The following is a 25,466-nucleotide window of genomic DNA, read 5'->3' on the forward strand; positions in this document are numbered from 1 at the left end:
AGAAAGTGCGAAAGTTTAAATTTAGTACAAAAGCTAATAGAAAGTACAAATGTTCAGCCTAGCACCGAAGCCTCACTTTTGCCAAACCCATTTTAGATGCTGGCATTTTTTGTCGTATATGTTTGTTTATTTATTATCTTCATCTGATTAAGAATACTATTTTGATTTCATTTATACACCTCGTCCAAAGCCAACTGTATCTCGATACATTTGTGGTGAAATATCTGCATTGGTTTTAAAAAAACGACTAAAATAGTATTCGTCTTGATAACCCAATTCATAGGCAATTTCTTTGACTGCTTTGTTTGTTAAGTACAATTCTCGTTTGGCTTCAATAATAATTCTTTCAGAAATTAAATCTGTTATTGTTTTGTTGAAATGTGCTTTGGTAATTTTGGCTAATGCTTTGGGTGAAATATTTAATGATTTTGCGTAATCACTTGCCGAGTGTTTCGTTTTAAAATCTTTTTCAATGGCATCTTTTAAACTTTGAAGTATAAAAGGTTCTTTAATGTTAGCAACTGCTTGCAAAGCTTGTGGCTCTTGTTCAGTTTTTAGTCGTGATGCCGTTATTAAAAATATTTTTAAATATGAAATCAATAATTCGTATTGTGCTAATGCCGAATTTTGCATTTCTGTTTTTATTTGGCTCAACAACATTTTAAATGTTGTTGCTGAATTTTCGTCAATTGAAATCAATGGTGGATTGTAAATATTATTGAACAATACGCCATTACAGGCAACTTCTGCTTGATGTTTGTGTATGCAAAAAAAGTCTGGATGAAATTGCAAAGCGATACCACCTAAATTATTATCACTCGACAACATAAAGGGCTGATAAGGCGAAAAAGCAAATAAACTATTTGCCATAAAATCATATTCCAAAAAATCTGCTTTTACTTTTCCGTTACCTTGCGTAAACCAAATAAGTGAATAGTAATTGTTACGCTGTAAATGGTCAAAATAACTATTGTCTTCAAACGAAAAGAGTTTGAAAGCTAAGTTTCCGTTTTGAGGATTTACCAATGTAAAAACTGTCTGGTTTGTCATTTTACAAAGGTATTATTTTAATTTTCGCTCTGTTTCTTTAATGGGCATATCATTGATACTTGCAAACCGTTTTTGCATATATCCGTTTTCGTCAAACTCCCAAAGTTCGTTACCATAGCTCCGAAACCATTGTCCTGTTTGGTCGTGCCATTCGTATTCAAATCGAACAGCCATTCTATTTTCACGAAAACCCCATAATTCTTTTTTGAGTTTATAATCCAATTCCTTTTCCCATTTCCGTTTTAAAAATTCTTTTACTTCTTCTCTGCCATTTATAAAATCGGTTCTATTTCTCCATTCCGTATCAATGGTATAAGCCATAAAAACCTTTTCAGGGTCTTTTGTATTCCAGGCATCTTCGGCTGATTGCACTTTCTGTAAAGCTGTTTCCATTGTAAATGGTGGAACCGGGTATCGTTTGTTTTCCATTTTTTATTTGTTTTAAAAAGGGGTTACCTAAAAGGAAATAAGGTAACCCTTTTAATTATTAAATTTCTTTAGCCAAGGGAAAGTCTATTTCAACTTTTGTAATGGCGTGTACATAATTCATAGCGGTTTTTTCAGCAACTAAAAACACCAATTCAACAACTTGACCTTTTTTGTATCCAGCATCAATAAAAGCATCCACAGCATCAGTTGAAGCAAAGCCTTTTTTTGAAGTTATTTCTTTAGCAAGGATAACTAAGGCGTTCAATTTATTATCAAAAGAAGCATTCCCTTTTCTAATTTCAATAGTTTGCTCTTCGGTTAATCCATTCATTTTGCCTAATAAGGTATGTGCAGATTGGCAGTAATGACATTCATTAACTTGACTTACTACTAAATTAACCGCTTGCTTTTCTTTGTTTGAAAAAGTGGTTTTAGCATTTTGCAAAGCAACATAGTTTTCTAAGGCTGTATCAGATAATGCCATTACAGCATAAAGATTCGGAACCATACCTAAACCCTTGTTTAGATTATCAAAAATCTCTTGATTGTTAGCAGATACTTCTCCTCTGCTTGGAACTTTAAAATTTGCCATTTTTAATTTTTTTAAGTTATATCATTATTGACGATGCAAAAATGCAATGATATATACTTTCTTAAAATGGATAATGTACGCAAGTAGATGGACAATTTTTCCTGCAGAGCTTTCTTTTGTAAGTAGAGGTTTTTGTCTGTCTTTATTTTTGTTGGATTTTCTGTCTATGTAGGGTGTCGATCCGCTTGCACCTAACGTCCGGCTCTGCTAAAAAACGTGGCGTTTAATGAGACCGCTTTTGATAACCGATAAAGCAAATTTAATGAAATAAACTTTGTTTTGCTCTTCGCCAGCCATGTTTTATTAGCCGTTGTTATAGCCAGCTGTGGTTATCAATGTGTAAGTTCTGCTGTTCCCCTTTTCCACCGAACAGTTGTTTAATTGTCAATTGATAAAATGAAACCTTGAATGTCTTTTTCTTGACTTTCAATCTTGCTTAGTAATCTATGGTAACCATTGTATAGAATGAAATCGCTGTTGGTTTTGATAATGAAAACAGGATCATTAATGTCGGAATGTTTGGGGCCATCAATGCCAACCTCTTTTTGGTAAAATTTTAACGAGTCAATTGTAATTTTCTCTAAAGTCCCTGAAGAATTGAAGTAACTTTCGTTGTTATTTTTTATACCGTTATTAAACTTATTAATCATCTTCTGATAAAGGTCAGCAAAAGCATCTTGATTAATGAAGTAGTCTTTATCGGGGAATTTTCTTTGCAAGTATAAGTCGAATTTTATGACAGAGTGAGTACGGTATCCGTTGGGCGTCATTAGTGTCTGCGTGCTGAGTAAGTCAGGGTGTTCTGTCCTTAACGTATATTCCATGTATTTTAATTTGTCAATGAAGGTGGATGTGTCCGCTGACACGTCCACCGCAGTTGGCTATAACGGTGGGCGAAGCCGAGCCGGACGTTGGGAAAAATCGTCCCAAAGGGTGATTTTTCCCAAGGTTTTGCAGCTACAAGAAGTTGGCTATTTAGGAGCACTAAACTGTCTGCCAGCAATGAACTTGATACGAAGTACAAAGCTTCATTGAAATACTGAACCCGCTTTTTTGCCAAACGTCTGTTAGCGGTTCGTTGTTTTTTGTCATTCGGTTTTTCCTTTGAATGTTGCGAAAATTGCCATTGCGTGTCCGTGTCCTAATTCAAACTCCTCTTTAAGCCAATTCGTAATTTCCGTTGCTTTTGTTTTAGGATTAAGTTTTCCGTCAATGATATATTTTTTTTTCTCTGCCATTTTTTTAAAGTCAGCAGGTGTCTTTCCTGTCTTGGCTTTTATGTTGTCTATGTATGTTTGAAACGACATAATTATTTAATTTTGTTAGAGTTTAATTTATGATAGTAAATGTATGAAACGGCTAAAATTCCGAATATAACCAATGGAAAAAATGTTTGTCCATTTACTCTGTCAACTGCTCCGTGACTGATTGATGCAAAAATAAAGTCAAAAGCAAAACCTGCATAAGCCCATTCTTTTATTCGTTTAGGAACTTGTGGAATAACTAATGCTAAAACTCCTAAAATCTTAAAAATAACCAATGCGTTTCCAAAATACTCGGGATAGCCCAAATGTCTAATTCCTTCTTTTGCCAATTCTGATTGTGAAGTCATTGCCGGCATTACACCTTCAAATAAAGCGATGATTGTTGTCGCTGTCCAAAATACTATTTTTTCTTTCTTCATTTTTTATTTTCCTTTATTATCTTTCGTGAGTTTCGGTACAATGACCGCTAACGGTTGAGGCTTTGCGAAGATGGCGGTTAGAAACCATAACTTTGTTGCCTAGCATCTAACGGAGTTAAAAGTAGAGAATTATCATAAACCACTTCACCCGGCATTTTTGCAAAACCTTTGTTGTGCGTTCGCTTTTTTATTGGTACAAATTGTCAATTTTATTGTCAGTCAGGTGTTTTAAATTTTGCGTGATTTTTTCGATAGTCCAATTCCACCACTTTATTTCTAAAAGCTTAATAATTTCTTTTTCAGTAAACCTCTTTCTTATTTCTTTCGCAGGATTCCCACCAACAATTGTGTAAGGTTCAACGTCTTTGGTTATGGTTGAATTGGTCGCTATAATTGCTCCGTCACCTATTTTTATTCCTGGCATAATAGTCACATTACAACCAATCCAGACGTCATTCCCAACTATTGTGTCTCCTTTTGTTGGATAAGATTTCCCTTCCATTGCATTTGACCAATCGTGTCCAAAAATGGCAAATGGATATGAAGTTATTGAGTCTGTTAAATGATTAGCTCCGTTCATGATAAAAGTCACGTTCGAAGCAATCATGCAAAATTTTCCAATAATTAATTTGTCACCGATAAAATCAAAATGATACTTTATATTTTTTTCAAAATTCTCTACATTTTCAAAATCATCATAATAAGTATAGTCACCTACAATAATGTTCGGATTTTGGATGACGTTTTTCAAAAAACAAAGTCTTTCATAGTTTGCTAAAGGAAATTTTTGGTCTTTGTCTGGTGATCTCATATATACAAATTAGGTCGTTTTTTTAGCCGACTTGAAGGGTTTTTAAAGTGACGCACAACGGTACTCGGCTTTGCTAGGTTGCGAACTTCGTAACCGATTATTTTCTGTTAAAAATAAAATTTCTTGCGCAATATAAACGTGAATTTACCACAAATTTCACCATTTTGCAAAACCCCTGTTAGTTAGCGGTTCGTTGTTTTTATTTAGAACTATTTTCAATTTTAGGAACTCTGTATGTCGTTTAATATTTCAGAAGTTTAATTAAGTTTTTGTCAGATAATTGTTCAATAGATTTGATTTTGATGTGTCTAAATAATTTGCCTGTCCCTTCGAGCAGACTTTTAGGGTCCGGAAGTTCCGCGCCATAGTTAAATCCTAAATTTACATGATTGGTTGCAGGCATTATCCAGCAAAAATGTTCTGTCTTTTTCTTTATTCCTGTACCAAATCCCGTATTTTTTTGTTGCACCCAAACAACCTCAACAGCATTTGGTAAAATGTCGTAAATCAATTGTCTTGTTTGTCTTGCAATATTTTTGATGTCGTCTGAAAAGCTTCGTATTGCCTTTTCAAATTCTTCATTTTCCCTTTCCATCTTTTTTACAATTGTCCTGTTAATATTTTTCAATTCATCACATTGTCTTTTGCCTTTTTTAAATCAGTTGTGTTGTCGTTTTTTAAAATGCCGCACAACGGTTTCGGGCTTGGCGAGGTTGGGGACCAAATTAAGATTAATATTTCTGTTAAACACAAAATTTTCAAATACAAGACCAACTTTAAATTTTGCCTAAAACCCCAATCTAGCCAAACGGCTGTTAGCGGTTCGTTGTTTCTTTTTTAAGCCATTTAAGCGATTCAATAATTTTTTTATCATATTTTAAATTATCAAAATCATCTCCGCTAATTACTTCAAAATCAGGTTTAACGTTTTCAACATAGACTTTTCCAGTTCTGTCAGTAACATAACCAACAGCTAAGTTCAGTCCGGAATTTCCATCAATCTTAAAACCTTGATTTGTTGTCGTATAGCCAGCGGATTCTTCTCCAAATAATTTTGTTTTGTTCCTTCCAATCAAGGATATTGCAGTCATTTCTCCTGAACTTGCTGTATAGCCACTTATTAAAACAGCTATTGGTAATTGTTTCTTAATAGGCTTTTTTAATTTTTTTCTATCTAAAACTTGATTAGAATCGACATAAATATTGCCGTTTTTCAATAACCATTGTCCGTCTGATTGATTGTCAGAAGTTACAAATCCACCTAATTTTTCATTATCACCAATAAGATCACTTATTCCTGCAATCATCGGATACATATTTCCACCCGTGTTTACCCTTAAATCAATTATCCATCCTTTTATTTTATTTGAATTTGTCTTATTGATTTCGTCAACAATATTATTGGCGATACTGTCCATTTTTTTTGCACCAAAATCATTATTTCCTGGAATTCTTAAATAACCAATATTTTTATTGAGTAAAGTCATATAGACCTTTTTTTTGTTTTTTACAGCATCTTTTATAATTTCATTTTTTTGTTTTTGGGAATTTTTGTTCCAACGATAATTCTTGTCTTTATAACTCAACCATCCGTGATGGTCTTCTATTTTTTCAAATAAATAGGGATAGATAGGAAGGGCCTCTTCAATGTTTTTAACGTTTTTCGTTCTTTCATAAATATCCATCCTTAAAGAATCCCAGTTTATTTTATTTTTATTCAATGCATTATGCTGGATAATTGAAAAAGTTTTATCAATGTATTGTTTAACGCTGTCATTTTTAAATTTAACATTTTGCGCATTCAATAAATTTGTTGTGATAAAGAAAGTAGAAATTATTAATATTATTTTTTTCATTCTATGTTTTATAAAAGCAAGCAAGTAAATATTTGAATATAGTTGCTTTCGTTCGATTTGATGTTTGTTGGGGTTTCGCTCTACAATGGCTGGTAAAGGTTTCGGGCTTGGCGATGGCGGGCTTTTGAAACCGAAAACTGTCTACCAGCACTAACGTTTATTAATTGCTCAAATGTTTCTATTCGCACTGTCCGCCCACTAATGCAAAACCCGTGTTATGTGCCGTTTTTTCTGTCAAGTTAGAGTTCTGTTGCATTGATAAGTTTTTGAAATGAAAAGTCGGGTTTACGCATTTCGATTTCATTCTTGCATGAATCTTCTTGTGCTTCTGTTGCATAAACAAACATTTTTTGTTCGTAGTCGTCAATAGCACCTTGTATGGTTTCAAAATTTCCACTTGTGAGATTGTCAGACAAAATCGAAGTGTCCATTAGTCCAATGTTTACGCCTTGTCCCGCAAAAGGTGGCATAAAATGAGCCGTGTCGCCAATTAGTGTTATTGGTAATGGACGGTTGCTTTTCCAAGGTTTGTCCAGTGGAAACTTTCTTATTGGTAGACCAACAAAAAATGTTGTTGAACGAATTAACTGTTTATATTTTTCATCCCAATTTGAAAGTCTGCTTAAAAGGAACTCAATTACGCTGTCGGTATTTTGAAAGTCTAATCCTTTTCGGTTATTCCATTCTTCTGGTTTTTTAAAAATGATACCGTAAGATAACGCACCATTGTTGAATGGATTTGCAACTAATAAATTTCCTTGATGTGCGGTCATTAGTCTGTTGCCGTTGCACAACTGGAAAAATTCAGAGCAGTTGGTTTCGGGTTGATGAATGTCACCTTGAACAATAAAAGTACCGGTTTCTTCTATTTCGCTGTCCGAAACAAAGTTTCTTGCTTTGGACATTCCACCATTCGCTATGATAACAAAGTCCGCAGTTACTCTCGGTTTGTTTTCAAATTCCAAATTCCATTTTCCGTTTTGTTCCTCAAGTCCTGTGAGTTTTCTGTCCCAAAAAACTGTGTCGCTTTTCAAGCTGTCAAGCAACATTTTTCTTAAAGTGTTTCTGTTTATTTCTGGATTGTCAAACTGGTTTTCGGGTGTTGGATTTCTTGTAGATAAAATGTTGCCATATTCGTCTGCAAAATTTATTCCCATAGGCAACGCCAAGTCATAATAAGTTTGTAGCAACCCTGCTTTTTTCATTGCTTCTTGTCCCGAACTTTTGTGAAGGTCAAGTGTTCCTCCCCAAATTCTTGCTTGTGGGTCTGCATCTCTTTCGTAAACGGTTAAGTCAATGTTGTTTTGCTGTAACAATTTTGCCATTGTCAGCCCAACTGGTCCTGCACCGATGATGACTACTTTTTTATTTTTTAGTAAATGGTCGTTCATATTTTGTCTGTCTGTTGATGTTTGCACGGTCGTCTGTAAAATTGGCTATAACGTTTCGCGGCTTTAAGAAGTTGGGGATTTGTAAGCCCGAAACTTTCGATTAAACACCGAATTTCAAAAGTACAAAACAAACTTTAAATTAAGCCCAAAAACCCCAATTTCTTAAAACCGCTGTTATGCCTTCGTTGTTTTTTCCACAAAGTTAATCAAACACCTAATTGCTACCTTTAGTAGGTTGTAAAAACTTCTGTTTAAGTTTAGTTTTGCATACTGAAATTAGCAATATGACTAAAAAATCTATTTCCATAAAGTTTGGCGAAAGAGTTAGAGAACTTAGAGTTTCAAAAAATCTTTCACAAGAGCAGTTAGCAGATTTGGCTAATGTTCATAGAACCTATATTGGTATGATTGAAAGAGCAGAGAAAAATATCACTCTCGTAAATATTGAGAAAATTGCTAATGGTTTAAATATTTCTTTAATCGAATTGCTAAAATAACTATATGTATTTATCAGATGTTTTCAAATATACTCAAGGATTAGGTCAAAAAGGTCATCAAATTGGCAGAAAAGTTGGTGATGCAATTGAATTATTAACTTTGGGTATGATTAATAATGAACAAAGTTTAACGGACTTTTTGATTATTGAAGATGGAGTAGAAGGAGCTACAACTGCTAAGCATAAAGTTGAATTTTCATTTTACAATTTTAATCAAAATAATCTGCCTTCAAAAAGGTCAGCAGATTTATTTGGACTTATAGAATGTAAGAAAGTAGGTGTTGAGCAAACAGTAAAATCTAATTTTAAAGATTGGAAGGCAAAAGCTGAAAATAAAGTTGATTTTAACTTAACAAATGGATATTCATTTACAATTTCTCCAACTGGAACAAATTTTAAGTGGTCAATTTTGGTTGATTCCGTTGCGACCGCTCCAAACAATATTAGGATAAAAACATTAAAGTCTAATACTGATAATGATGATATAACTGAACAAATTTTTGAATACAATTGTTTGGCAAAATCTCAATTGTTGATTTCGTTGGATATAGATAATAATTTACATGTTTTGGGTTCTGGGAATGCTTTATCAGAAATCCCAAGATCATTAAAAAAATGTATAATTATACAGATTGAAACCTTGTCTGGGAACAACATTAAAAGTATAAATGTAAATGAGTCTTTGCCTGGACCACAGACACCTGAAAAAGCTAAACAAGCTTCTTTTGTTTCGCTTGATGTTAGAAAAAAAGTTCTAGGACAATTTGATAAGTCTTTAAATAAATCGTTTGTTTCTATATTAGTAATTGGAGAAATTTCTCATTGGGAGGAAAAAAGTCGCTCAATGGTTAGATTATGCAACGATTATAATTTGTATATTCCTGATGAAGTTTTAGTTTATCTTTTTTCACAGTTTGAGATTACGTTTGGTGTAAATTCACAAAATATGATTACAAAGACTAATTACAGAACTTCACAAGAAGTTAGAACTTTAGTTAATGCTATTATTCAGAATTTTGATGGGAAAATTTTAAAAGATATGGATAGTGAAAACTTTGTAAAGTTTAAGCACGAAGTTGTTGAAGCAACCAATAGATTAGTTATTGAAGAACTAAATTAGCTTTGTTACAAAGCTAATTTAAGTTTTTTTCTTTCTAAACCTATTTCTTCACCTTTTAAATTTGATATATTTATAACTGCACCATGTTCGATGAATAAATTATAAAATTTTTCATAATCATTACCCCAATATACAATACAACAAGACATAGGTGCACCTTTGCCAATATCCAAACCATTTTCGAGAAATTTTAATCTGGTGTCATATAGAAAACAAATTGCTGTTGCTTCTCCGAATATGCTTTGTTTCCAATGACTTGTATTTGTAGCAACAGGAATTAATGCTAAAATTTCTGATTTATATTTACTATGTGCTAAAGCACATTTAGCTAACCAATTTTTAATTGTTGTTTTGCGTTCTCTGTCTGAACCATATGGTGGATTTATGTATATTGTTGGGAAATTCCAATCTTCTTTTAATCCATCATTTTTTGGTAATAAGTATTCAGTTTCAGCATTCACTATAGAGTATTCATTCGAGCAAGGGTCGAGAGATATACTTCCACCGAAAAAGGATTTTACAGCCTTTACGTATTTTAAAGGTGTTCCCCAACTTTGACTTTGTGTATTTACTGTTCTTCCTGCACTCATAATTACGCTACTTTTAGTATGCAAATATACGTACAATTATTTTAATTATACAAATAATATTTTTAATTTTTAAGGGATTTTCTTTTCAACGTACGGTTCTCAGACAATGAGGCATAACGTTTTGCGGCTTTGCGATGGTGCGGCCAAAAATGATAAATCTTTCTATTAAATACTAAATTTCAAAATATACAAAATCTTCAAACTTGGCGAAAATTCCGCACTATTGCAAAACCGCTGTTATCTAATGTGTTTCTTCTATTTATTTGTTTTCAAAATTCGGCTTTGAATCTTTTTCAACGTAAATGTAGCGTCCCTTAATTCCATTTTGTAACATTGTTTTTTTTCGATTTAGTTCGTCAATAGATTCAACAGTTTCATTTTTAAAATTTGCTTTTTCCCCACTCTTTATTCTATCAGCAAACATACGTTGAGGATTTTGATAAATTTCCTCTATATATTTGTTAAACTTTTTACTATTTATTGGAAGCGCTGTTTTACCATAATGAGTTTCTAAAAATTCATTTGTATTGTATGTCTGCTCTAACTTGTTATTTTTTACGAGTTTATAGACAAAGTCATTTTCAGAATCTTGCAGTAAAAAAATCATTCCAGGCAAACCTCGAAATTTATACGGTCCTTCAGAAATGTTTACGTCATTTGAAAACCACGCTATCCATTTTCTTCCTCCAAATTCTGTTGTTGCCTTTTGAAGTTTGTACTCATTGTACATTTGAGTATCAGGAAATAATTTCCATTTCAGTTCGTCATTTGTTTCTTCAACAAAATAATCGAAGAAATCACGGTATCGCTTGTTTCTAAAAGAATTTGGTTGTCGAACAATTATTTGGTCAGTTTTTGTACTGTAACGAGAAACTGATTCGCCTGAATTTTTATTTATTGAATCATACTCAATAAAATCGTAGTCATAAAATTTTGTCGAAGTCGGATTTATGTCCAATGCCATTGAATTTTTGCGATAATCTTCACTAGAATTATTTCTATAATTTAATTCGTAAATAAATCTGTTAGTTTGAGATTTGCAAAAAATACTTGAAATCACAATAAATAGAAAAAAAGTTTTATTCATTAATTTTATTTTTAAAACGTAATCTTGTTTAACATAGCAGATAACGTTCCGCCGCTTCTCGTCAGTTGCGAAGTTCGGAACGAATTATTTTCTGTTAAAGATAAAAATTCTTGCGAAACGTAGACGTGAACTTACTACAAAATTCGCAATTGCGAGAAACGGCTGTTATAAGCAGGCTTTTTATTCTTCTGGCACGTAACCTAATTCAAATCTCTCAATTAACTCGGCAGTTTTCTCAAATGCTTTTTTAGTTACATCTAAAATTACCACTTGATTGATTTCTGTTTCATCATTATGTGTTACATAAGTTCCAAACCAAATCCCATTTTCAAAATCTTCATCTCCAGTTGTCATAATCACATGCTTTGGCAAATAAAGATTTTCAACATCACGAATTACAATTTCTTCGTCAGCTAAGTCATGAATTAAATCATGCTGTTTACCAACACTATGAATATAGCCTACATTTCTGTCGATTGCTTTTCGGATTATCTCGTCAAAATAATTTCTGTTTTCTTCTTCAGCAATTATAACCAAACACCAATTTCCATTTGGGAATTCTGCAATCCAATTTTTGGAAGTATCGTAAACTTCAAATTTTATTTCTCTTTCAAGTATTCTTCCTAGTATTTCCATATAGTGTCTCGTCGGGAAAGCTTGCTTATAACGTTTTGCAGCTACCCGAAGGGCGGGACTTTCACCACAAAACTTGATTTGAAAAACTAATGTTTGATTAAGCACTAAACTGTCTTTGGAACATGAAACCCCGCCTTTTGGGTAGCTGCTGTTATAGGGCGTTTTTATTTGTCTGTCGTCCATGTTATTTCTTTGGCTGATATTGTCAATATGTCTTTTCGCTGTAACTCTTTCCAAGGTGTTTGTGTCGTGTCGTATTCAATAATTTGATAATTTCTTCCACAGTCTTTCCAATTTGTGCAAGGACATCGATTTGGTATTTCGTCCCAAGGAATTTTAGATATTCTTTCCAATTCACCAAATGCATCTTCAAATGTTTGAAATTCTCCCTTTTGTGGTTCAGCGTGTGATTCGTCTTCAATTATAAACATAGTCTGAGTTTGCAATTTGTCGGTGAAAATTATGTCATTTAAATTCTGGTATTCTCAGTTTTATAAAATTCTCCTTTATAATTTCTGTCTGCGAAATTTCAATTATTTGTTCGTCCCGTTCGTCTGCTTTCCATTTTGTCAAGGCATGAACTACAAATTCTTTGCAGTTACTCATTCCAGGCGGTGTTATTGCTTTATCAAAGTCAGTCCAAATTATTATTTCAAGCGTTTCCAATTTTGTTAAGTCGCAATTGTGAGCAGCAAAATGGTCGGGTAGCCAAGTCAGATAATCTTTTAGTAATTCACTAGCCTCTTTGGTTATAGCATCTGTCGGCAAAATAGTCTTGTTGATGAAGTCAAATGTTGCCTTCGATTCTAACTTTAGATTATAAAGGTCGATAAGAACATTTACGGCAAGTCGTCCGCTTTTCATGTAGTCAATGCTCATGAAAGAATGTGCGAAGTTGTGAATTGCTGATTTGTAGTTCTTAAATTTCATTGTCTGTTGTGTGTCGTCCTAAAATGCCCTATAACGGAGCGCGGATTGGTGAAGTTTCATTTTGTTGTAACGAAGTTACATAAAGAAATGGAATTTTGCCAATCCGCAGATGTGTTGAAGGTTTTTGCGGCAGCGAAAACGCTTTGACAAATCTGCGGATGTAATCCGCGCTCCGATGTGCAAAAGTTGTAGCGGAGCAGAAACTTTCACATCGTTAGATTTCTGAAGCGGCTGAATACGAAATTTTTCTACTTGCTATAAACTTAATTAATCGCTAAAATCTTCGATGAAAACTTCATACCCGCTTGTAGAAATACCGTGTTACCAGCAGGCGTTTTTTTTCACGATTAGTATTTTTTTATCGCATATATTTTTTCGCCTCTAAATTTATAATTATTTGCGTCATCAGAGTCTTCATACTTATCAATGTAACCTTCAGTTTGGATTTCTACTTTATCATAATATTCCGTGATCATTAAGTGTGATAAATCATAAGTGTTGATAATATATTGCTTTAAGATGTTTTCATCAGCATTCTTGTCTATGATTTCCAGAACTTTTGTGATAGGTTCCTCTTGAATATGTTTTGTTCCGTTTTTCTCTTTAATGTTCAAGATATATGTTTTGCCTTCGATTACGATTTGGAATTCGTCACCACGCAAATTATCTCGATATTCGTAAGATAAACGAGGGTTTTTCACAACTCTTGTTTCAGAAGAATCTTTACAGGAATTGAAAAGTACAATAATTGCAAAAATTAAAATTATAAATATTTTCATCTCTAAATCTTTTGGTGAGTGTCGGAATACGCTTGCTGGTAACGGTTTGCGGCTTTGCGATGGTGCGGCTTAATATTACAAATCTTTCTATTATAAACTAAATTTCGGAAAATCTAAAATCTTTAAAATTGGCGAAAATCCCGCACTATTGAAAAACCGCTGTTAGCAGAAGTTTTAACTATCACTTAATGTAGAACTATCATAAGTAAGAAATAGTTCCACAATCTCATCTTTTACTTTATCAGTCGAAGTTAAATCTAAAACGGTTCTTGTCTGTCCATCAAATTCTTCATCATCTATTTCAAAAACATTTGGCACTCCATATATTGTAACATTTTTATTGAAAAGATGCTTATCACGTTCGCATATAGGAATGTGAATTTGAAAATTGAAATTACTGTATGAAATAAAAAACAACATATATGGAATGTTTTTATTAATGTTTTCTCTTCTTTTCAGCAAAAAGCAAACTGTATGAGTACTTTTCTTTGATGTTATAAATGTAAAAATAGCTTTTAGATTTCCAATTTGATAATCACTTTTTGAATGATCTGACTCCGTGATCCACTTTATCGTGTTTCTAAAATATACAATTTCATCTTCATCCATTATGCTCAATGCCATTTTTGTTAAACATTTGTAAACAGCAATTGGAATATAGGTCGCTCTTTTGCCTCGTATTTTTACAGTTTTATTTATTTCGTCTTTCTCTATGGTTTTAAAATTATCTTCTTCATACTCTTGAATACTTAATCCATCTTTATTCCAATCAAGTCTAGATTTATTCCCACCAACCTTAAAAGATGGAATGCCCCGTTTGCCTTTAACTTGGGATAATGAATGATGCAAATTCATATAACTTGACATATGATTCTCCAAATTTTTGGAAAAATTTTCATTGCAAACGTCACATTCGTACAAGCTAAAGAGTTTATAGTTTTCTACAAATTCAGGTATTGTATGAGCTGTTTTTTTAAAGGTTGTTTCTGTACAATCTTTACCACAAAATCTACAACGCCGATTTTCTTTATCACCTAAGAATATCTTTTTTTGTTCGTCTAGATGGAAAAGACTTAAAACTGTATAGTTTTCGTCAATCTCTTTTAATTTGTCCACAATTTCGATGTAAATTTCTGCTAACGGAGCGCGGATTGGTGAAGTTTCATTTTGTTGTAACGAAGTTACATAAAGAAATGGAATTTTGCCAATCCGCAGATGTGTTGAAGGTTTTTGCGGCAGCGAAAACGCTTTGACAAATCTGCGGATGTAATCCGCGCTCCGATGTGCAAAAGTTGTAGCGGAGCGGAAACTTTTGCACATCGTTTTGCGTATTGGCGATGGTGCGGCTTGAACGCGGAAACTTTCTTGTTATAAAATAATCTTCGGAATATCTAAAATGGTTAAACTTACGATTCCTCCGCACTATTGCCAATACGCTGTTATCTAGCGTTTTTTTATTCGATTTTTTTGATAATCCCAAATTGCATTCCGTCTTCCTCAATCTTCGTGTATAGATATTCGTTATTTTCTATTTTTAGAATCCTAGTATAAAACTTTGGATTTTCAGTCATTATTTTTTCAGTTTCATCTGAAGGAATAATTGTATAGTCTCCGTTTTCGAACCAAATAATTTTTCCGCTATAAATTTTCCCCTCAAAAGTTTCATACTGCATATTGTTTTTTCGCTCAAAACCATAATTCATCGAATCATCTAAAATATGTAAAGTGAATTTTCCATTTTTAAAGTTGGAAGGATTTAGTTTTGGGTCATATTTTAAACACTTTTCTGCATAAACTTTTTTTGTATCGTTATTTCCATTATAATAAATTGCGTCGATTAGAGTTTTGCAACCATTATCAATCTGTCCAATAATTATTTGTGAATAACCTTTGAAATATAGTGCGCTCCAATTATTCGGAACTATTTGTAAAGATTTATCAAGATTTATAATCGCGCTTTTAAAATCCTGTCTTTGAATATCTTTCATTGCAACTTGCATTGGATCGACTTGTTTTATGGCTTGTTGTCCAAAAAATAAGATTGGAAAAATAAGAAATAATATTTTTTTCATTTAGAAAGTGCTGTTTTTTAAAATGACAGATAACGTTTGGCAGGTTTGAGAATTTGCGGTTTTACTTGCGAAAACTTGTCTGCCCGAATTAAATTTAATAAAAAGAAGTGAAGGAAGTGAAAGCACTTCGCCCGCAATTTTTTAAACCTGTGGTTAGCGGTTCGGCTTTCTTTTCTAGTGCTTCCATTGTTCTAATTTAATTGAGTCTACTATTGAGTCTTTTGTGAATTCAATATATAATGTCTTTCCTTTTTGAGGGTCAATGTTCCAACCGTAATCAACCATAATTTCATAGCCAATTGTATTCGTTGGGTCATTCTGATAATTTTCTGATTTTCCCAAGAGACTAATAACATTCTTATAAGTCATTCCTTTTTTTAAATGATTTTCCATTAAGTCAGCTACCATTTTTTCACGATAGGCATAAAAAATATCATCTCGCTTATTCCATTTTTCTTTGTCAAATTTTATTTGTTGGTTACCACAAGATGCCAATGATGCAATTAAAAAAACAGTAGTCAACTTTAGTCTTCTTATCTCCATTTTTAGTCTATGTTGTTGGGTCGTATTAAGCTGACCGCTAACGTTTTGCAGCTACAAGAAGTTGGCGATTTCGGAGCACAAAACTGTCTACCACCACTGAACTTAATACGAAGCACAACACTTCATTTAACCACTGAACCGCCAATTTCTTGTAGGTGCTGTTAGTGGCTGGCATTTCTTCAGTGTCTATATTAGTCAGCATATACTTTTATTATTACAGGTTTTGAATTCGCAAGTATTCTGTTATGTTGATGAAAATATAAAATGTGTTTTGCAAACTTATGAAAATCATAAAACAAAATCTAAATCTGATTTTGTATGGAAGTTTTTCATAGGTAATGAGTCCAAGTAGTGAGCCAATTATTAAACCCCAAATTAACATCCCGAATTCAATTATTAAAACTCCTTCACCAGTCATTGAAAAAAATGTTCTAGGGGAAATTAAACCGTGAACAAGATTGGATAAAACTAAGGTCAAAGAAAGAATAAATAAAGCTTTCAACACTTTGTTTGTTCGATTCTGCTTTTCATTAAACTCGTTTTTCATTTCGGTCAGTTCTTTGTTAATATATTGTTGTCAAATGTCTGCAATGAATAATGCATAAATAAAACCCGTCACTATTGCTGAAATTATAACAGTCAAAAAATTATTTCTTTTGTTTTTAATCTCTGTGTCTGCAACTTTTCCAGCCGAATAAGCATAAATTACCATTGTAATTGTCGCAATGATAAAGGCTATTGCAAATAATAAAAAAATCCAACCTTTCCCTTCTTTGTCGTGTGTCCCGCCTGCATAAAAGCGGATAAAGAGGTCGTTGAATAATAATAGCCCGTAGTTGTATATTATTGTCTTTGTAAAGTCCGCTTTATATAATGGATAATTAACGCCCGCAATAATTCCTGTCAAAACTATTGGTGTCCAAAGTATAGAAAATGGTGGGCTAAAATGTCCAATTATATTACTGATAATTATTCCTGTCAGTCCAGTTACAATTGCTAATATTTGTTTTGTCTGATTTTCCATTAATTGTCTACCTGTCGAATTAGTTATGGTCGTCTTTATGCTTGCCACTAACGTTTATGTATATGAGCTGTGGCGTGTTTTGGCACGAACCAATCCAAATAAAAACCGGCTTTGGAAAATCCGCAGAATTTTCCAAGTGAGGACTGACCAAGCCATAGCTTATATACTGTGTTAGCAAATGTTTTTGTATTTCATTATTCTATTACAATTTTATAAATATCTTCAGAAATAGGATAAACATTGTTATTGTTTTGATTTGTTAGAATGATAATAGAAAGGTCTATATTATTAAATCTTCTGGCAATACATCGGAAATTTCCAAAAGAGCCATCGTGTGTGTGTTCGACAATTTTGATTGAACCAGATATTGGTTCTTCGCATATCCTAACGGTTCCCAAGGGACTTTCCATATGTTTTTCACTAAAAATATCGGCTGTTTTACTTAAAAATTCTTTTGATTTTTCACTGATTAGGACATTTTGATTTATTCTCTTAAACCAATCGTACATTCCTCTGCTATTACTGGCAAAATTAAAAGGAATGTCAATTTTAAAAGGATCAGCCTGATATTTTTTATCAAATGAAATGGCCATCTGTCGGGTATCTTTGTATGGATATTCATTTTTGATAACAATATCATCCGAATTAAAGAGATGCTCTTTTGCATAATTGGTAAAAGTTTGATGAGTTACATTTTCCACAATCTTCATTAATAGAAGGGGACTGTAGTTTGTGTACAAATAGGAAGTCCCCGGCTTAAATTGAAGTTGTTTTGTATTGATGATGTCATTAAAAATCTCTTGATAAGTAACTAATTTTTCTGGTGGATATTTTTGGTACTGAATGTCCGGTAGCCCACTAGAATATTGCAATAAGTTTTTAATTGAAACATTTTTTGACCAAGAAGGAAGTTCTGGAATGTATTTATAAACATTGTCTTCCAAACTGATTAAGCCTTTTTCAAACAATTGCATTATCGCTACTGCTGGAAATTCCTTATAAATGGAACCGATTTGGAATTTAAAATTTTTATCCAGTTTCATTTTTTGAGATGGGTCGGCATAACCAAAGGATTTCTCATACAATATTTTGTTTTTCTGCACTACTAATACATTTCCATTAAATTCTTTGTCGTGATATTCTTTTTTTATTAGAGAATCGATTTGATTACTTATATCTGTCTTTTCTTGACTAAATCCAGTAGTTGCGAAAAGAAGGGTTAATATTATAAAATTAAGTTTAATTATTATTTTCATTGGTTCGTGTGGTTTTAAATATTTGCTAACGTCCCGCTGCTTTGAGATGGCTGGAATTTCGTAAACGCTCAGTTTTCGGCTTAACGAAAACTTGATGCGAAACGGTAATTCCACTAAACTCCAGCTAGCTCAAAACAGCTGTTAGGCGTTCGCTTTTCCTTTTTCAATAGTTATATTTTTCGGCACTTTAATTCTATAAATAAAGCCGGATATTTTTCCGTCTGGTGTTAACTCTTTATATTTTGTTTTAATGTATGGTCTTCCGCCATCATTTGGATGAAATTTTTCTTTTAAATATTCCATTTCTTCGTTATCCAATTCTCTGACATTTCCATTATTTTCGACATAAACAAATTCAAATCCTTCTTCTTTAGGTCTTAATGGTCGGAAATATTTTAAGTAAATTATGAAAATAACTAAAAAAAATGATATTAATATTATCAGTAGAATTGTTTTCATATGATCTATTTTTCAAATCTCCATTTTTCTAAAACCAATGTTATAATTACATCATTCCAAGTTTCATAATTCACTAAATTTGGAAGGATTGGAATTATACTTGTCGAAAGCCATTTGTTATTCCCAACAATATACATCATTGCATTATAATTTAGTTTTCGGTCAAATGGGTTTGTAACTTTCAGCATCATCCCGTCAGGTTTATTTTCTTTTACGTTCTGTAAAAATTCAATTTGTATAGTTTTTTTAGGTTCAATAATTTTTTCGACAACTTTCATCGAGAATATCGTATCACTTTTAATTTCAACTTCAACATTCAATTTTTCGGTTGGATAGATTTGTAAAATGTTTTCTTTTACAAAATATTTTGATTTTGGAACATCCATTTGATAAAATTGCTCACTGTCAACTGCTAGTTTTAAAGCAAAGAGTTCTCTTTCTTTTATTTCATTTTGCGAGTAACAAAAACTTGCAGTAAATGTTAGAATAATAAATAATATTTTTTTCATATTTCATATTTCGTTTCTGGTGAGCTAAAGTGACGCCTAACGTCCCGCCGCTTGGCGAGGTTGGGGACTAAATTAAGATTTAATTTTCGGTTATGCACAAAATTCCAAATACAAGACCAACTTTAAAGTAAGCATAAAACCCCAATCTTGCCAAACGGCTGTTGTGCGTTCGTTTTTATTCTCAAAATATCCATTTTGTTACTGTCACAAAACCAACAATTATTAAAATTCCAATTATTGCTAAAACAGAGAAGAATATTAATCCGCCTAATTTTTCTTTTAAAGTTTGTTTGTGTTCAGAGTTATTCTTTTTCTGTATATTTAATTTCGGACTGAACTTTGGAACATAGTTCACTTTTCCTTTACTGTCCGATTCCAATTCAGATATTTTTTGTTGAGCATATTCAGTCAATTTAGATTTATCTCCACGAAAAACAATTTCCTGCAAAATTTGATAACCTGAATAGTTTGCTGACTTTTCATAAATTTCAACACAATTTTTAATTCGGTCTTCAGTTGGTTCAGTTAGAATCCAGTATTTTCCAGCAGAGTCCAAAAATCCGCTTTCATAATAAAGTTCAGCAAGTTTATTCCATAATTCAATCTCATTCGGATTTTCTTGTATCAAATTCCGCAACCTGTCTGTCGCTTTGAATCTCAGTCCGTTTTCAATTTCTGAATCTATTTTATTTAATTTTTCTTTTAAACTCATAAGGTTTTCTAAAATGACGCACAACGGAGCGCGGATTGGTGAAGTTTCATTTTGTTGTAACGAAGTTACATAAAGAAATGGAATTTTGCCAATCCGCAGATGTGTTGAAGGTTTTTGCGGCAGCGAAAACGCTTTGACACATCTGCGGATGTAATCCGCGCTCCGATGTGCAAAAGTTGTAGCGGAGCGGAAACTTTTGCACATCGTTTGAGTATTTCTGCAGGCGGGCTAAAAATACGAAAACTTTCTACTTGCTGAAAACTGAATTAATCGCTAAAATCTTCGATGAAAACTTCATACTCGCTTGTAGAAATATCTTGTTGTACGACGTTTGTTTATTTCGTAAATATTGTAAATGCATTTTTGTTCTTTATGTCGTCTGTAACTTTGATAGAATCAATTGAAAAAGGGATTTGCTTATAATTCCATTCAGCCTCCTTAGATTCTATTAAGTCATCATTTATTTCATAATCTGTTAATAACAAACTTCTTTTTGGATGTATTGAATCAAATGCAATTAGAAACTTTTGTCCTTTGCTTACATTCAAATTAACTGTTTTTTGAAACCTAACATTTTTCACATAGTATTCATAATCTACTCCAAACCCGTTATTGTTTTTGTGATGCCAATTAGAAATAATTTTAGCAATAGTAAATTTTGTATTTTGGTTTAAAGTTTTTGCATTTCTCTTTGAAAGAAAGAACATGATCAGTATTGATCCAAACACTAGTGAAAATAAAATATGGTAGAAATATTTGTCAAGAATTAATGATTTTATATCTTTTGGCGCGGTTTTCATAAAATGTCGTACAACGTTCCGCCGCTTGGCATCAGTGGCGACAAGTTGAACGGATTTGTGTAAAGATAGAAAAATTTCCGGCTTTAGATTTTCCGGCTACGGAAAATCGGTACCAGCCATTGTGCCAAACGGCTGTTACCAGTAGTGCGTTTATTTACTTTCCATGAGTTATTTTCAAAACTTTGGAATTTCTTGCGTCAATTATGATTAAAAATGTTCTGCCACGCATATCTTCTGATAACGTTCCTGTAATTAACCAATAATTTTCTATTAGATAAGTTTCGTATGGTTTTTGACTTTCAATATTTTCTTTTCCATAAATGCTAAAAAGTATTGGTTCTGCTACATTTATAGCGGTTAAACTATCTTTAATTATTATCCTTTTGTTATCTATAAAATTATGTTGAGATTCTTTTGAGAGTGCCAATTTCAGTTCTTTTTCGGCAAAATTTTTCCCCAATATTCTTCTGTTATTTTGAGAATAAATATTCAATGAAAACGTTAAAAGAATTAAAAATATGTATTTCATAGTTTATGTCTTAGATTTTTCGGACGCAGCATTACTGGTAACGTTTTGGCGCTTGGCGAAGAAGCGGATTTCGAAGTACTAAACTGTCTGCCAGCACTGAACTTGATACGAAGCACAAAGCTTCATTTAAGTACTGAACCCGCTTTTTTGCCAAACGCCTGTTATAGGGCGTTTTTCTTTTGTCAACCTGGTCCCATTCCATCTCTAAATATAATTGCTAAAATTATATGATAAAGAAAAAACGAAAGTATAAATGCAAAGATTAGTCCTACGATTACACGATAAACCTTCTTCGTGTCCATAAGTCGCCAAGCCAAAGGGATTGTCAAGATTGGTGTCCCGAACATAGCAAACCATAATATTTGTCCTAATAAGTCCATTTTGTTTTTAAATAATTCATCATTTGAACTCTGGTATTCTCAGTTTTATAAAGTTCTCTTTAATAATTTCGGTCTGCGAAATTTCAATTATATGTTCGTCTCGACTGTCTGCTTTCCACTTTGTCAAAGTATGAACTACAAACTCTTTACTATTACTCATACCTGTCGGTGTCACTGCTTTATCAAAGTCTGTCCAAATGGAAATTTCAAGCTTCTCCAACTTTGTCAGGTCACAATTGTGTGCTGCAAAATGGTCTGGCAGCCAACTCAAATAATCGTTCAGCAATTCACTACTCTCTTTAGTACTTGCATCTATCGGCTTGATTGTCTTATTAACAAAGTCGAAAGTTGCTTTGGGTTCAAGTTTAAGATTATACAGGTCAATAAGAACATTTACCGCAAGTCGTCCGCTTTTCATGTAGTCAATGCTCATGAAGGAATGTGCGAAGTTGTGAATTGCTGATTTGTAGTTCTTAAATTTCATTGTCTGTCTGTCGTCCTAAAATGCCCTATAACGTTCCGCCGCTTCTCGTCAGTTGCGAAGTTCGGAACGAATTATTTTCTGTTAAAGATAAAAATTCTTGCGAAACGTAGACGTGAACTTACTACAAAATTCGCAATTGCGAGAAACGGCTGTTATAAGCAGGCTTTTTATTCTTCTGGCACGTAACCTAATTCAAATCTCTCAATTAACTCGGCAGTTTTCTCAAATGCTTTTTTAGTTACATCTAAAATTACCACTTGATTGATTTCTGTTTCATCATTATGTGTTACATAAGTTCCAAACCAAATCCCATTTTCAAAATCTTCATCTCCAGTTGTCATAATCACATGCTTTGGCAAATAAAGATTTTCAACATCACGAATTACAATTTCTTCGTCAGCTAAGTCATGAATTAAATCATGCTGTTTACCAACACTATGAATATAGCCTACATTTCTGTCGATTGCTTTTCGGATTATCTCGTCAAAATAATTTCTGTTTTCTTCTTCAGCAATTATAACCAAACACCAATTTCCATTTGGGAATTCTGCAATCCAATTTTTGGAAGTATCGTAAACTTCAAATTTTATTTCTCTTTCAAGTATTCTTCCTAGTATTTCCATATAGTGTCTCGTCGGGAAAGCTTGCTTATAACGTTTGGCGTATTGGCGATGGTGCGGCTTTAACGCGGAAACTTTCTTATTATAAATTAATCTTCGGAACACTTGAAATGGTTAAACTTACGATTCCTCCGCACTATTGCCAATACGCTGTTATCTGCAGGCATTTTAGTACCATTCAAGTAAATTTTCAAATTTAGTACTGTAAATGCTATCATATCCATTTTCTTTCCAAAATATAAAAGTAATAATAAGTGGTGGTTTATTTTGTTTTTTATCTTTTATATAATACTGGACATATTTCATTTTTTGTCCAATATATGTCGTGTCCTTAACTGTAATATTTTCTTTAAATTTTTTTTCTGCATTTAGATATTTATAGTGCTTTTTCACCTTATAAAAATACATATGAAGTCCTCCAGAATAACTATCTCCATCGTGAAATAATTCAATAGAACGGTTAAATTCACCTTTTTCCATTGCAGTCCAATATTCAGAGACCGTTTTTTTTATTTGTTTTTCAGGCGTTTGAATGAAAACGAAATAGATGAATAAAATTAAAATTGTGATTATTGAAATTATTAAAAATATTAATTTTTTATTCATATTTACTTTCTAGAGAGTGTTGATATGCTTGCAGATAACGTCCCGCCGCTTGGCGAGGTTGGGGACTAAATTAAGATTTATATTTCGGTTAAGCACAAAATTTCCAAATACAAGACCAACTTTAAATTAAGCCTAAAACCCCAATCTAGCCAAACGGCTGTTAGCAGTAGCCATTTTACTTTTCTGTTCCATCGTAATTGTATTCTTCCAATGTCCATTCAATCATCACTTCATCAACCCAATCCACAAAACTTTCATTACAGGTTTCTATTTCTGATACATTTTTATATTCAATATCATGTTGCCAAAACATAACTGGACAAAACTCATTTTTAATCCTTGATAAATCTAAGCAATAATGATTTCCAAAACCGTCAGCGGAAAATGGTAATAATTCTTTCGGCATTGGATTTTCTACTTCATTATGTTCAAAGTCATATAATCTGTCTAATGAAGCATCTTTATATTCAATTCCAATTCCATTTACTTCAGTTGTTCCTAAAGTTAAACCATTAGTTTTCCTGATAAAATAAACGAAGTCTTCAGGAAATCTAAATCCAATTTTCTCTTCAAAAGTTTCAATTCTGTTGTCCATAATTGGTTTCTCCAATGTTAGAATCGAGTTTGAAAACTTTAATAATTCTTTATATGTATTTGAGATTTTTTCGTTCATCGTATCGTCTGAATGGTTACTGCTAACGTTTTGCAGCTACACGAGGTTTGGGAAAAAGTACGCCTTCACTTTCGGTTGAAGACTGAATTTTGAAGTACAAAACCAACTTTCAGTTGATGACCGAAACCCAAATCTTGTGTAACTGCTGTTGGCGGTTCGGTTTTATTCTAAGTCAATTATTTTCCTCAGAAATTCGTTTAAATCATTATTTTTAATTATGTCATTTTCTGTTCCAATATTCAGCAGAAGTGGTTGATTATTAACTATTCCTGAAACGATAATTCTGTAAGTAATTTTTCCGTCAGATTTTAGTTTGAATTTTTTTCCAGTTAACTCCGATTTAAAAGATTTCAATTTAAAATTACTTTCTTTTTTCACAATTGATTGACTGCCGAATTGAGTTAAAAATTGAGTAGGAACTGTTTTCAGCATTTCTTCATTTAGATATAACCATTGAATGTCAACATTATTACAATTTAGTAATTCATATTCAGATTTTGCTTCGCAATTATTTGGCACTAAAATTTTAATTCCAGCATAATTCAATTCTTTTATTTTTTCAGTTTCTTGTGCTGAAATTTTAAGTGTTCCAATTATTAAAAACGCAATTATAATTATTTTCAATTTCATATTTTAGTTTTTTTAAATTTTGTATTTTTCGGTTTCTCCTGCGTTCTGCCAAACTGACCGCCAACGTTTGGGTATTTCTGCAAGCGGGAATAAAAATACAAAAAAGATCGGGTAGCAAAAAAAGGAATTTCTGAAATAAACCTCGATTTATAAATTCGACCCGCTTGTAGAAATACCTTGTTACCAGCAGTTTTTTTTATTTCCTGACGTTTTGATTATATAACATTTTACCAATTCCATTTTGAAATATGATGAAAATTAAACCAACTAATACTTTTAATGACGCTGAAAATATTTCAGAATTTATTCCTAAAGTATTTATATCATCTGAAATATTTTGGTTCATGTTTCTAATTTTTAGCAACGAAAATAATTTGTTAATTAGTTCAGGAATTGATTCAAAAAGTAATAGAATACCGATTGCTAAAATTGCAACTTGTAATAAATTTTCAGAATTTAAATTTTCGAAATTTATCCTTTCGTGCAAAAATTCCTTCGGCTTTAATCTTGAAATAATTATGTCGGGATTTATTATAAGAATGTAGAATACTACAATAATTAGTATCGCAACAATTATTAAATAAATCCAAGTTTGCATAATTCCATTTTTACTATCGAATGGGAAAAATATTTCAGAATTTATTAAATAAGTTAACTGTTGAGGGAAAAAATTAAAGATTAAAGTGAAGACTGAATATAATCCAAAAACTCTAAATA

35 protein-coding genes are annotated in these 25,466 nt (G+C 32.4%); 2 read left to right on the plus strand and 33 right to left on the minus strand.

Translation table 11 applies throughout. From position 1 onward, the window contains the following. Window positions 1-171: 171 nt before the first annotated feature. The 10 genes from ACVBED_RS03995 to ACVBED_RS04040 all read right to left on the minus strand — a co-directional run bounded on the left by ACVBED_RS03995 (window position 172) and on the right by ACVBED_RS04040 (window position 7,813). Window positions 172-1,050, minus strand: coding sequence for a helix-turn-helix domain-containing protein (locus ACVBED_RS03995; RefSeq protein WP_473094539.1), 879 nt, complete (start codon window positions 1,048-1,050; stop codon window positions 172-174). Between the two features lie 12 nt (window positions 1,051-1,062). Beyond that, entirely contained in the window at window positions 1,063-1,479 is a 417-nt protein-coding gene (locus ACVBED_RS04000) for a DUF1348 family protein (RefSeq protein ID WP_447119667.1), read from the minus strand. A 58-nt stretch (window positions 1,480-1,537) separates the two neighbouring features. Further along, a complete protein-coding gene (locus ACVBED_RS04005) occupies window positions 1,538-2,071 on the minus strand; it encodes a carboxymuconolactone decarboxylase family protein (RefSeq protein ID WP_447119669.1) in 534 nt (177 codons plus the stop codon). A gap of 377 nt (window positions 2,072-2,448) precedes the next feature. Then, the gene (locus ACVBED_RS04010) at window positions 2,449-2,790 is read right to left on the minus strand and encodes a hypothetical protein (protein WP_473094540.1); all 342 of its coding nucleotides are present in this window, start codon (window positions 2,788-2,790) and stop codon (window positions 2,449-2,451) included. A gap of 369 nt (window positions 2,791-3,159) precedes the next feature. Beyond that, on the minus strand, window positions 3,160-3,378 hold the full coding sequence (locus ACVBED_RS04015; RefSeq protein ID WP_447119673.1) for a DUF4287 domain-containing protein: 219 nt from the start codon (window positions 3,376-3,378) through the stop codon (window positions 3,160-3,162). 2 nt (window positions 3,379-3,380) lie between these two features. Continuing rightward, window positions 3,381-3,755 (minus strand): DoxX family protein, encoded by a 375-nt coding sequence (locus ACVBED_RS04020; protein ID WP_447119675.1) that lies wholly within the window; start codon window positions 3,753-3,755, stop codon window positions 3,381-3,383. A 187-nt stretch (window positions 3,756-3,942) separates the two neighbouring features. After that, window positions 3,943-4,566 carry a CatB-related O-acetyltransferase gene (locus tag ACVBED_RS04025; RefSeq protein ID WP_447119677.1) on the minus strand — a complete coding sequence of 208 codons (624 nt, stop codon included), beginning with the start codon at window positions 4,564-4,566 and terminating at the stop codon, window positions 3,943-3,945. A gap of 241 nt (window positions 4,567-4,807) precedes the next feature. Then, complete coding sequence (locus tag ACVBED_RS04030) at window positions 4,808-5,194, minus strand: DUF1801 domain-containing protein (protein ID WP_447119679.1); 387 nt, start codon at window positions 5,192-5,194, stop codon at window positions 4,808-4,810. 187 nt (window positions 5,195-5,381) lie between these two features. Beyond that, a complete protein-coding gene (locus tag ACVBED_RS04035; RefSeq protein ID WP_473094541.1) occupies window positions 5,382-6,422 on the minus strand; it encodes a S41 family peptidase in 1,041 nt (346 codons plus the stop codon). A 239-nt stretch (window positions 6,423-6,661) separates the two neighbouring features. Further along, window positions 6,662-7,813: an FAD-dependent oxidoreductase gene (locus ACVBED_RS04040; protein WP_473094542.1), complete on the minus strand. Its 1,152-nt coding sequence runs from the start codon at window positions 7,811-7,813 to the stop codon at window positions 6,662-6,664. Between the two features lie 284 nt (window positions 7,814-8,097). Between ACVBED_RS04040 and ACVBED_RS04045 the strand changes: the two genes are divergently transcribed. Both ACVBED_RS04045 and ACVBED_RS04050 read left to right on the plus strand, forming a co-directional pair. Beyond that, window positions 8,098-8,310: a helix-turn-helix domain-containing protein gene (locus ACVBED_RS04045; RefSeq protein WP_447119683.1), complete on the plus strand. Its 213-nt coding sequence runs from the start codon at window positions 8,098-8,100 to the stop codon at window positions 8,308-8,310. 4 nt (window positions 8,311-8,314) lie between these two features. Continuing rightward, entirely contained in the window at window positions 8,315-9,430 is a 1,116-nt protein-coding gene (locus ACVBED_RS04050; protein ID WP_473094543.1) for a hypothetical protein, read from the plus strand. Between the two features lie 5 nt (window positions 9,431-9,435). Here ACVBED_RS04050 and ACVBED_RS04055 read toward each other — a convergent pair whose 3' ends face one another. The 23 genes from ACVBED_RS04055 to ACVBED_RS04165 form a co-directional block, all read right to left on the minus strand. Continuing rightward, on the minus strand, window positions 9,436-10,020 hold the full coding sequence (locus ACVBED_RS04055) for a DNA N-6-adenine-methyltransferase (protein WP_473094544.1): 585 nt from the start codon (window positions 10,018-10,020) through the stop codon (window positions 9,436-9,438). 259 nt (window positions 10,021-10,279) lie between these two features. After that, entirely contained in the window at window positions 10,280-11,107 is an 828-nt protein-coding gene (locus ACVBED_RS04060) for a GLPGLI family protein (RefSeq protein WP_473094545.1), read from the minus strand. A 180-nt stretch (window positions 11,108-11,287) separates the two neighbouring features. Then, the gene (locus tag ACVBED_RS04065) at window positions 11,288-11,926 is read right to left on the minus strand and encodes a hypothetical protein (RefSeq protein WP_447119694.1); all 639 of its coding nucleotides are present in this window, start codon (window positions 11,924-11,926) and stop codon (window positions 11,288-11,290) included. Then, on the minus strand, window positions 11,908-12,189 hold the full coding sequence (locus ACVBED_RS04070) for a hypothetical protein (RefSeq protein WP_473094546.1): 282 nt from the start codon (window positions 12,187-12,189) through the stop codon (window positions 11,908-11,910). The genes ACVBED_RS04065 and ACVBED_RS04070 overlap by 19 nt, the downstream gene beginning before the upstream one ends. A 19-nt stretch (window positions 12,190-12,208) precedes the next feature. Beyond that, window positions 12,209-12,673 (minus strand): hypothetical protein, encoded by a 465-nt coding sequence (locus ACVBED_RS04075; protein ID WP_447119698.1) that lies wholly within the window; start codon window positions 12,671-12,673, stop codon window positions 12,209-12,211. A gap of 347 nt (window positions 12,674-13,020) precedes the next feature. Further along, a complete protein-coding gene (locus ACVBED_RS04080; protein ID WP_473094547.1) occupies window positions 13,021-13,452 on the minus strand; it encodes a hypothetical protein in 432 nt (143 codons plus the stop codon). A 174-nt stretch (window positions 13,453-13,626) separates the two neighbouring features. Then, a complete protein-coding gene (locus ACVBED_RS04085) occupies window positions 13,627-14,772 on the minus strand; it encodes a hypothetical protein (RefSeq protein WP_473094548.1) in 1,146 nt (381 codons plus the stop codon). 134 nt (window positions 14,773-14,906) lie between these two features. Further along, window positions 14,907-15,524 carry a hypothetical protein gene (locus ACVBED_RS04090; protein WP_473094549.1) on the minus strand — a complete coding sequence of 206 codons (618 nt, stop codon included), beginning with the start codon at window positions 15,522-15,524 and terminating at the stop codon, window positions 14,907-14,909. 174 nt (window positions 15,525-15,698) lie between these two features. Beyond that, window positions 15,699-16,067 (minus strand): hypothetical protein, encoded by a 369-nt coding sequence (locus ACVBED_RS04095; RefSeq protein WP_447119708.1) that lies wholly within the window; start codon window positions 16,065-16,067, stop codon window positions 15,699-15,701. Between the two features lie 214 nt (window positions 16,068-16,281). Then, a complete protein-coding gene (locus ACVBED_RS04100) occupies window positions 16,282-16,614 on the minus strand; it encodes a hypothetical protein (RefSeq protein ID WP_473094550.1) in 333 nt (110 codons plus the stop codon). A 30-nt stretch (window positions 16,615-16,644) separates the two neighbouring features. Continuing rightward, complete coding sequence (locus ACVBED_RS04105; RefSeq protein WP_447119710.1) at window positions 16,645-17,091, minus strand: hypothetical protein; 447 nt, start codon at window positions 17,089-17,091, stop codon at window positions 16,645-16,647. A gap of 194 nt (window positions 17,092-17,285) precedes the next feature. Continuing rightward, the gene (locus ACVBED_RS04110) at window positions 17,286-18,347 is read right to left on the minus strand and encodes a serine hydrolase domain-containing protein (protein ID WP_447119711.1); all 1,062 of its coding nucleotides are present in this window, start codon (window positions 18,345-18,347) and stop codon (window positions 17,286-17,288) included. A gap of 141 nt (window positions 18,348-18,488) precedes the next feature. Further along, window positions 18,489-18,806, minus strand: a complete 318-nt coding sequence (locus tag ACVBED_RS04115) for a hypothetical protein (protein ID WP_447119712.1) — start codon at window positions 18,804-18,806, stop codon at window positions 18,489-18,491. 5 nt (window positions 18,807-18,811) lie between these two features. Further along, window positions 18,812-19,315 (minus strand): hypothetical protein, encoded by a 504-nt coding sequence (locus ACVBED_RS04120; RefSeq protein WP_447119713.1) that lies wholly within the window; start codon window positions 19,313-19,315, stop codon window positions 18,812-18,814. Window positions 19,316-19,496: 181 nt separating this feature from the next. After that, complete coding sequence (locus ACVBED_RS04125) at window positions 19,497-20,231, minus strand: DUF6584 family protein (RefSeq protein WP_447119714.1); 735 nt, start codon at window positions 20,229-20,231, stop codon at window positions 19,497-19,499. A 131-nt stretch (window positions 20,232-20,362) separates the two neighbouring features. After that, window positions 20,363-20,734, minus strand: coding sequence for a hypothetical protein (locus tag ACVBED_RS04130; protein ID WP_447119715.1), 372 nt, complete (start codon window positions 20,732-20,734; stop codon window positions 20,363-20,365). Window positions 20,735-20,981: 247 nt separating this feature from the next. Continuing rightward, a complete protein-coding gene (locus ACVBED_RS04135; protein ID WP_447119716.1) occupies window positions 20,982-21,356 on the minus strand; it encodes an NTF2 fold immunity protein in 375 nt (124 codons plus the stop codon). A gap of 399 nt (window positions 21,357-21,755) precedes the next feature. Continuing rightward, entirely contained in the window at window positions 21,756-22,220 is a 465-nt protein-coding gene (locus ACVBED_RS04140; RefSeq protein ID WP_473094551.1) for a hypothetical protein, read from the minus strand. A gap of 167 nt (window positions 22,221-22,387) precedes the next feature. Continuing rightward, the gene (locus ACVBED_RS04145; RefSeq protein WP_447119718.1) at window positions 22,388-22,843 is read right to left on the minus strand and encodes a hypothetical protein; all 456 of its coding nucleotides are present in this window, start codon (window positions 22,841-22,843) and stop codon (window positions 22,388-22,390) included. Window positions 22,844-23,008: 165 nt separating this feature from the next. Continuing rightward, window positions 23,009-23,446: a hypothetical protein gene (locus ACVBED_RS04150; RefSeq protein ID WP_447119719.1), complete on the minus strand. Its 438-nt coding sequence runs from the start codon at window positions 23,444-23,446 to the stop codon at window positions 23,009-23,011. Between the two features lie 175 nt (window positions 23,447-23,621). Then, entirely contained in the window at window positions 23,622-24,119 is a 498-nt protein-coding gene (locus ACVBED_RS04155) for an SMI1/KNR4 family protein (RefSeq protein ID WP_447119720.1), read from the minus strand. A 162-nt stretch (window positions 24,120-24,281) separates the two neighbouring features. Further along, a complete protein-coding gene (locus ACVBED_RS04160; protein ID WP_447119721.1) occupies window positions 24,282-24,749 on the minus strand; it encodes a hypothetical protein in 468 nt (155 codons plus the stop codon). A 196-nt stretch (window positions 24,750-24,945) separates the two neighbouring features. Continuing rightward, window positions 24,946-25,347: a hypothetical protein gene (locus ACVBED_RS04165; protein ID WP_447119722.1), complete on the minus strand. Its 402-nt coding sequence runs from the start codon at window positions 25,345-25,347 to the stop codon at window positions 24,946-24,948. Between the last annotated feature and the right edge of the window lie 119 nt (window positions 25,348-25,466).

The sequence above is a fragment of the Halpernia sp. GG3 genome, assembly GCF_052976925.2.

What these genes read in the sequence shown, in the direction of transcription:
- ACVBED_RS04045 (WP_447119683.1), top strand. Translation starts at nt 8,098, where the DNA reads ATGACTAAAAAATCTATTTCCATAAAGTTTGGCGAAAGAGTTAGAGAA.
- ACVBED_RS04120 (WP_447119713.1), bottom strand. Translation starts at nt 19,315, where the DNA reads ATGAAAAAAATATTATTTATTATTCTAACATTTACTGCAAGTTTTTGT.
- ACVBED_RS04075 (WP_447119698.1), bottom strand. Translation starts at nt 12,673, where the DNA reads ATGAAATTTAAGAACTACAAATCAGCAATTCACAACTTCGCACATTCT.
- ACVBED_RS04155 (WP_447119720.1), bottom strand. Translation starts at nt 24,119, where the DNA reads ATGAACGAAAAAATCTCAAATACATATAAAGAATTATTAAAGTTTTCA.
- ACVBED_RS04100 (WP_473094550.1), bottom strand. Translation starts at nt 16,614, where the DNA reads ATGAAAAACGAGTTTAATGAAAAGCAGAATCGAACAAACAAAGTGTTG.
- ACVBED_RS04125 (WP_447119714.1), bottom strand. Translation starts at nt 20,231, where the DNA reads ATGTGCAAAAGTTTCCGCTCCGCTACAACTTTTGCACATCGGAGCGCG.
- ACVBED_RS04090 (WP_473094549.1), bottom strand. Translation starts at nt 15,524, where the DNA reads ATGAAAAAAATATTATTTCTTATTTTTCCAATCTTATTTTTTGGACAA.
- ACVBED_RS04145 (WP_447119718.1), bottom strand. Translation starts at nt 22,843, where the DNA reads ATGGAAATACTAGGAAGAATACTTGAAAGAGAAATAAAATTTGAAGTT.
- ACVBED_RS04160 (WP_447119721.1), bottom strand. Translation starts at nt 24,749, where the DNA reads ATGAAATTGAAAATAATTATAATTGCGTTTTTAATAATTGGAACACTT.
- ACVBED_RS04110 (WP_447119711.1), bottom strand. Translation starts at nt 18,347, where the DNA reads ATGAAAATAATAATTAAACTTAATTTTATAATATTAACCCTTCTTTTC.
- ACVBED_RS04095 (WP_447119708.1), bottom strand. Translation starts at nt 16,067, where the DNA reads ATGGAGATAAGAAGACTAAAGTTGACTACTGTTTTTTTAATTGCATCA.
- ACVBED_RS04035 (WP_473094541.1), bottom strand. Translation starts at nt 6,422, where the DNA reads ATGAAAAAAATAATATTAATAATTTCTACTTTCTTTATCACAACAAAT.
- ACVBED_RS04085 (WP_473094548.1), bottom strand. Translation starts at nt 14,772, where the DNA reads ATGTGCAAAAGTTTCCGCTCCGCTACAACTTTTGCACATCGGAGCGCG.
- ACVBED_RS04020 (WP_447119675.1), bottom strand. Translation starts at nt 3,755, where the DNA reads ATGAAGAAAGAAAAAATAGTATTTTGGACAGCGACAACAATCATCGCT.
- ACVBED_RS04055 (WP_473094544.1), bottom strand. Translation starts at nt 10,020, where the DNA reads ATGAGTGCAGGAAGAACAGTAAATACACAAAGTCAAAGTTGGGGAACA.
- ACVBED_RS04065 (WP_447119694.1), bottom strand. Translation starts at nt 11,926, where the DNA reads ATGGACGACAGACAAATAAAAACGCCCTATAACAGCAGCTACCCAAAA.
- ACVBED_RS04165 (WP_447119722.1), bottom strand. Translation starts at nt 25,347, where the DNA reads ATGCAAACTTGGATTTATTTAATAATTGTTGCGATACTAATTATTGTA.
- ACVBED_RS04150 (WP_447119719.1), bottom strand. Translation starts at nt 23,446, where the DNA reads ATGAATAAAAAATTAATATTTTTAATAATTTCAATAATCACAATTTTA.
- ACVBED_RS04080 (WP_473094547.1), bottom strand. Translation starts at nt 13,452, where the DNA reads ATGAAAATATTTATAATTTTAATTTTTGCAATTATTGTACTTTTCAAT.
- ACVBED_RS04060 (WP_473094545.1), bottom strand. Translation starts at nt 11,107, where the DNA reads ATGAATAAAACTTTTTTTCTATTTATTGTGATTTCAAGTATTTTTTGC.
- ACVBED_RS04015 (WP_447119673.1), bottom strand. Translation starts at nt 3,378, where the DNA reads ATGTCGTTTCAAACATACATAGACAACATAAAAGCCAAGACAGGAAAG.
- ACVBED_RS04000 (WP_447119667.1), bottom strand. Translation starts at nt 1,479, where the DNA reads ATGGAAAACAAACGATACCCGGTTCCACCATTTACAATGGAAACAGCT.
- ACVBED_RS04130 (WP_447119715.1), bottom strand. Translation starts at nt 20,734, where the DNA reads ATGTTCTTTCTTTCAAAGAGAAATGCAAAAACTTTAAACCAAAATACA.
- ACVBED_RS04135 (WP_447119716.1), bottom strand. Translation starts at nt 21,356, where the DNA reads ATGAAATACATATTTTTAATTCTTTTAACGTTTTCATTGAATATTTAT.
- ACVBED_RS04050 (WP_473094543.1), top strand. Translation starts at nt 8,315, where the DNA reads ATGTATTTATCAGATGTTTTCAAATATACTCAAGGATTAGGTCAAAAA.
- ACVBED_RS03995 (WP_473094539.1), bottom strand. Translation starts at nt 1,050, where the DNA reads ATGACAAACCAGACAGTTTTTACATTGGTAAATCCTCAAAACGGAAAC.
- ACVBED_RS04040 (WP_473094542.1), bottom strand. Translation starts at nt 7,813, where the DNA reads ATGAACGACCATTTACTAAAAAATAAAAAAGTAGTCATCATCGGTGCA.
- ACVBED_RS04140 (WP_473094551.1), bottom strand. Translation starts at nt 22,220, where the DNA reads ATGAAATTTAAGAACTACAAATCAGCAATTCACAACTTCGCACATTCC.
- ACVBED_RS04105 (WP_447119710.1), bottom strand. Translation starts at nt 17,091, where the DNA reads ATGGAAAATCAGACAAAACAAATATTAGCAATTGTAACTGGACTGACA.
- ACVBED_RS04005 (WP_447119669.1), bottom strand. Translation starts at nt 2,071, where the DNA reads ATGGCAAATTTTAAAGTTCCAAGCAGAGGAGAAGTATCTGCTAACAAT.
- ACVBED_RS04025 (WP_447119677.1), bottom strand. Translation starts at nt 4,566, where the DNA reads ATGAGATCACCAGACAAAGACCAAAAATTTCCTTTAGCAAACTATGAA.
- ACVBED_RS04115 (WP_447119712.1), bottom strand. Translation starts at nt 18,806, where the DNA reads ATGAAAACAATTCTACTGATAATATTAATATCATTTTTTTTAGTTATT.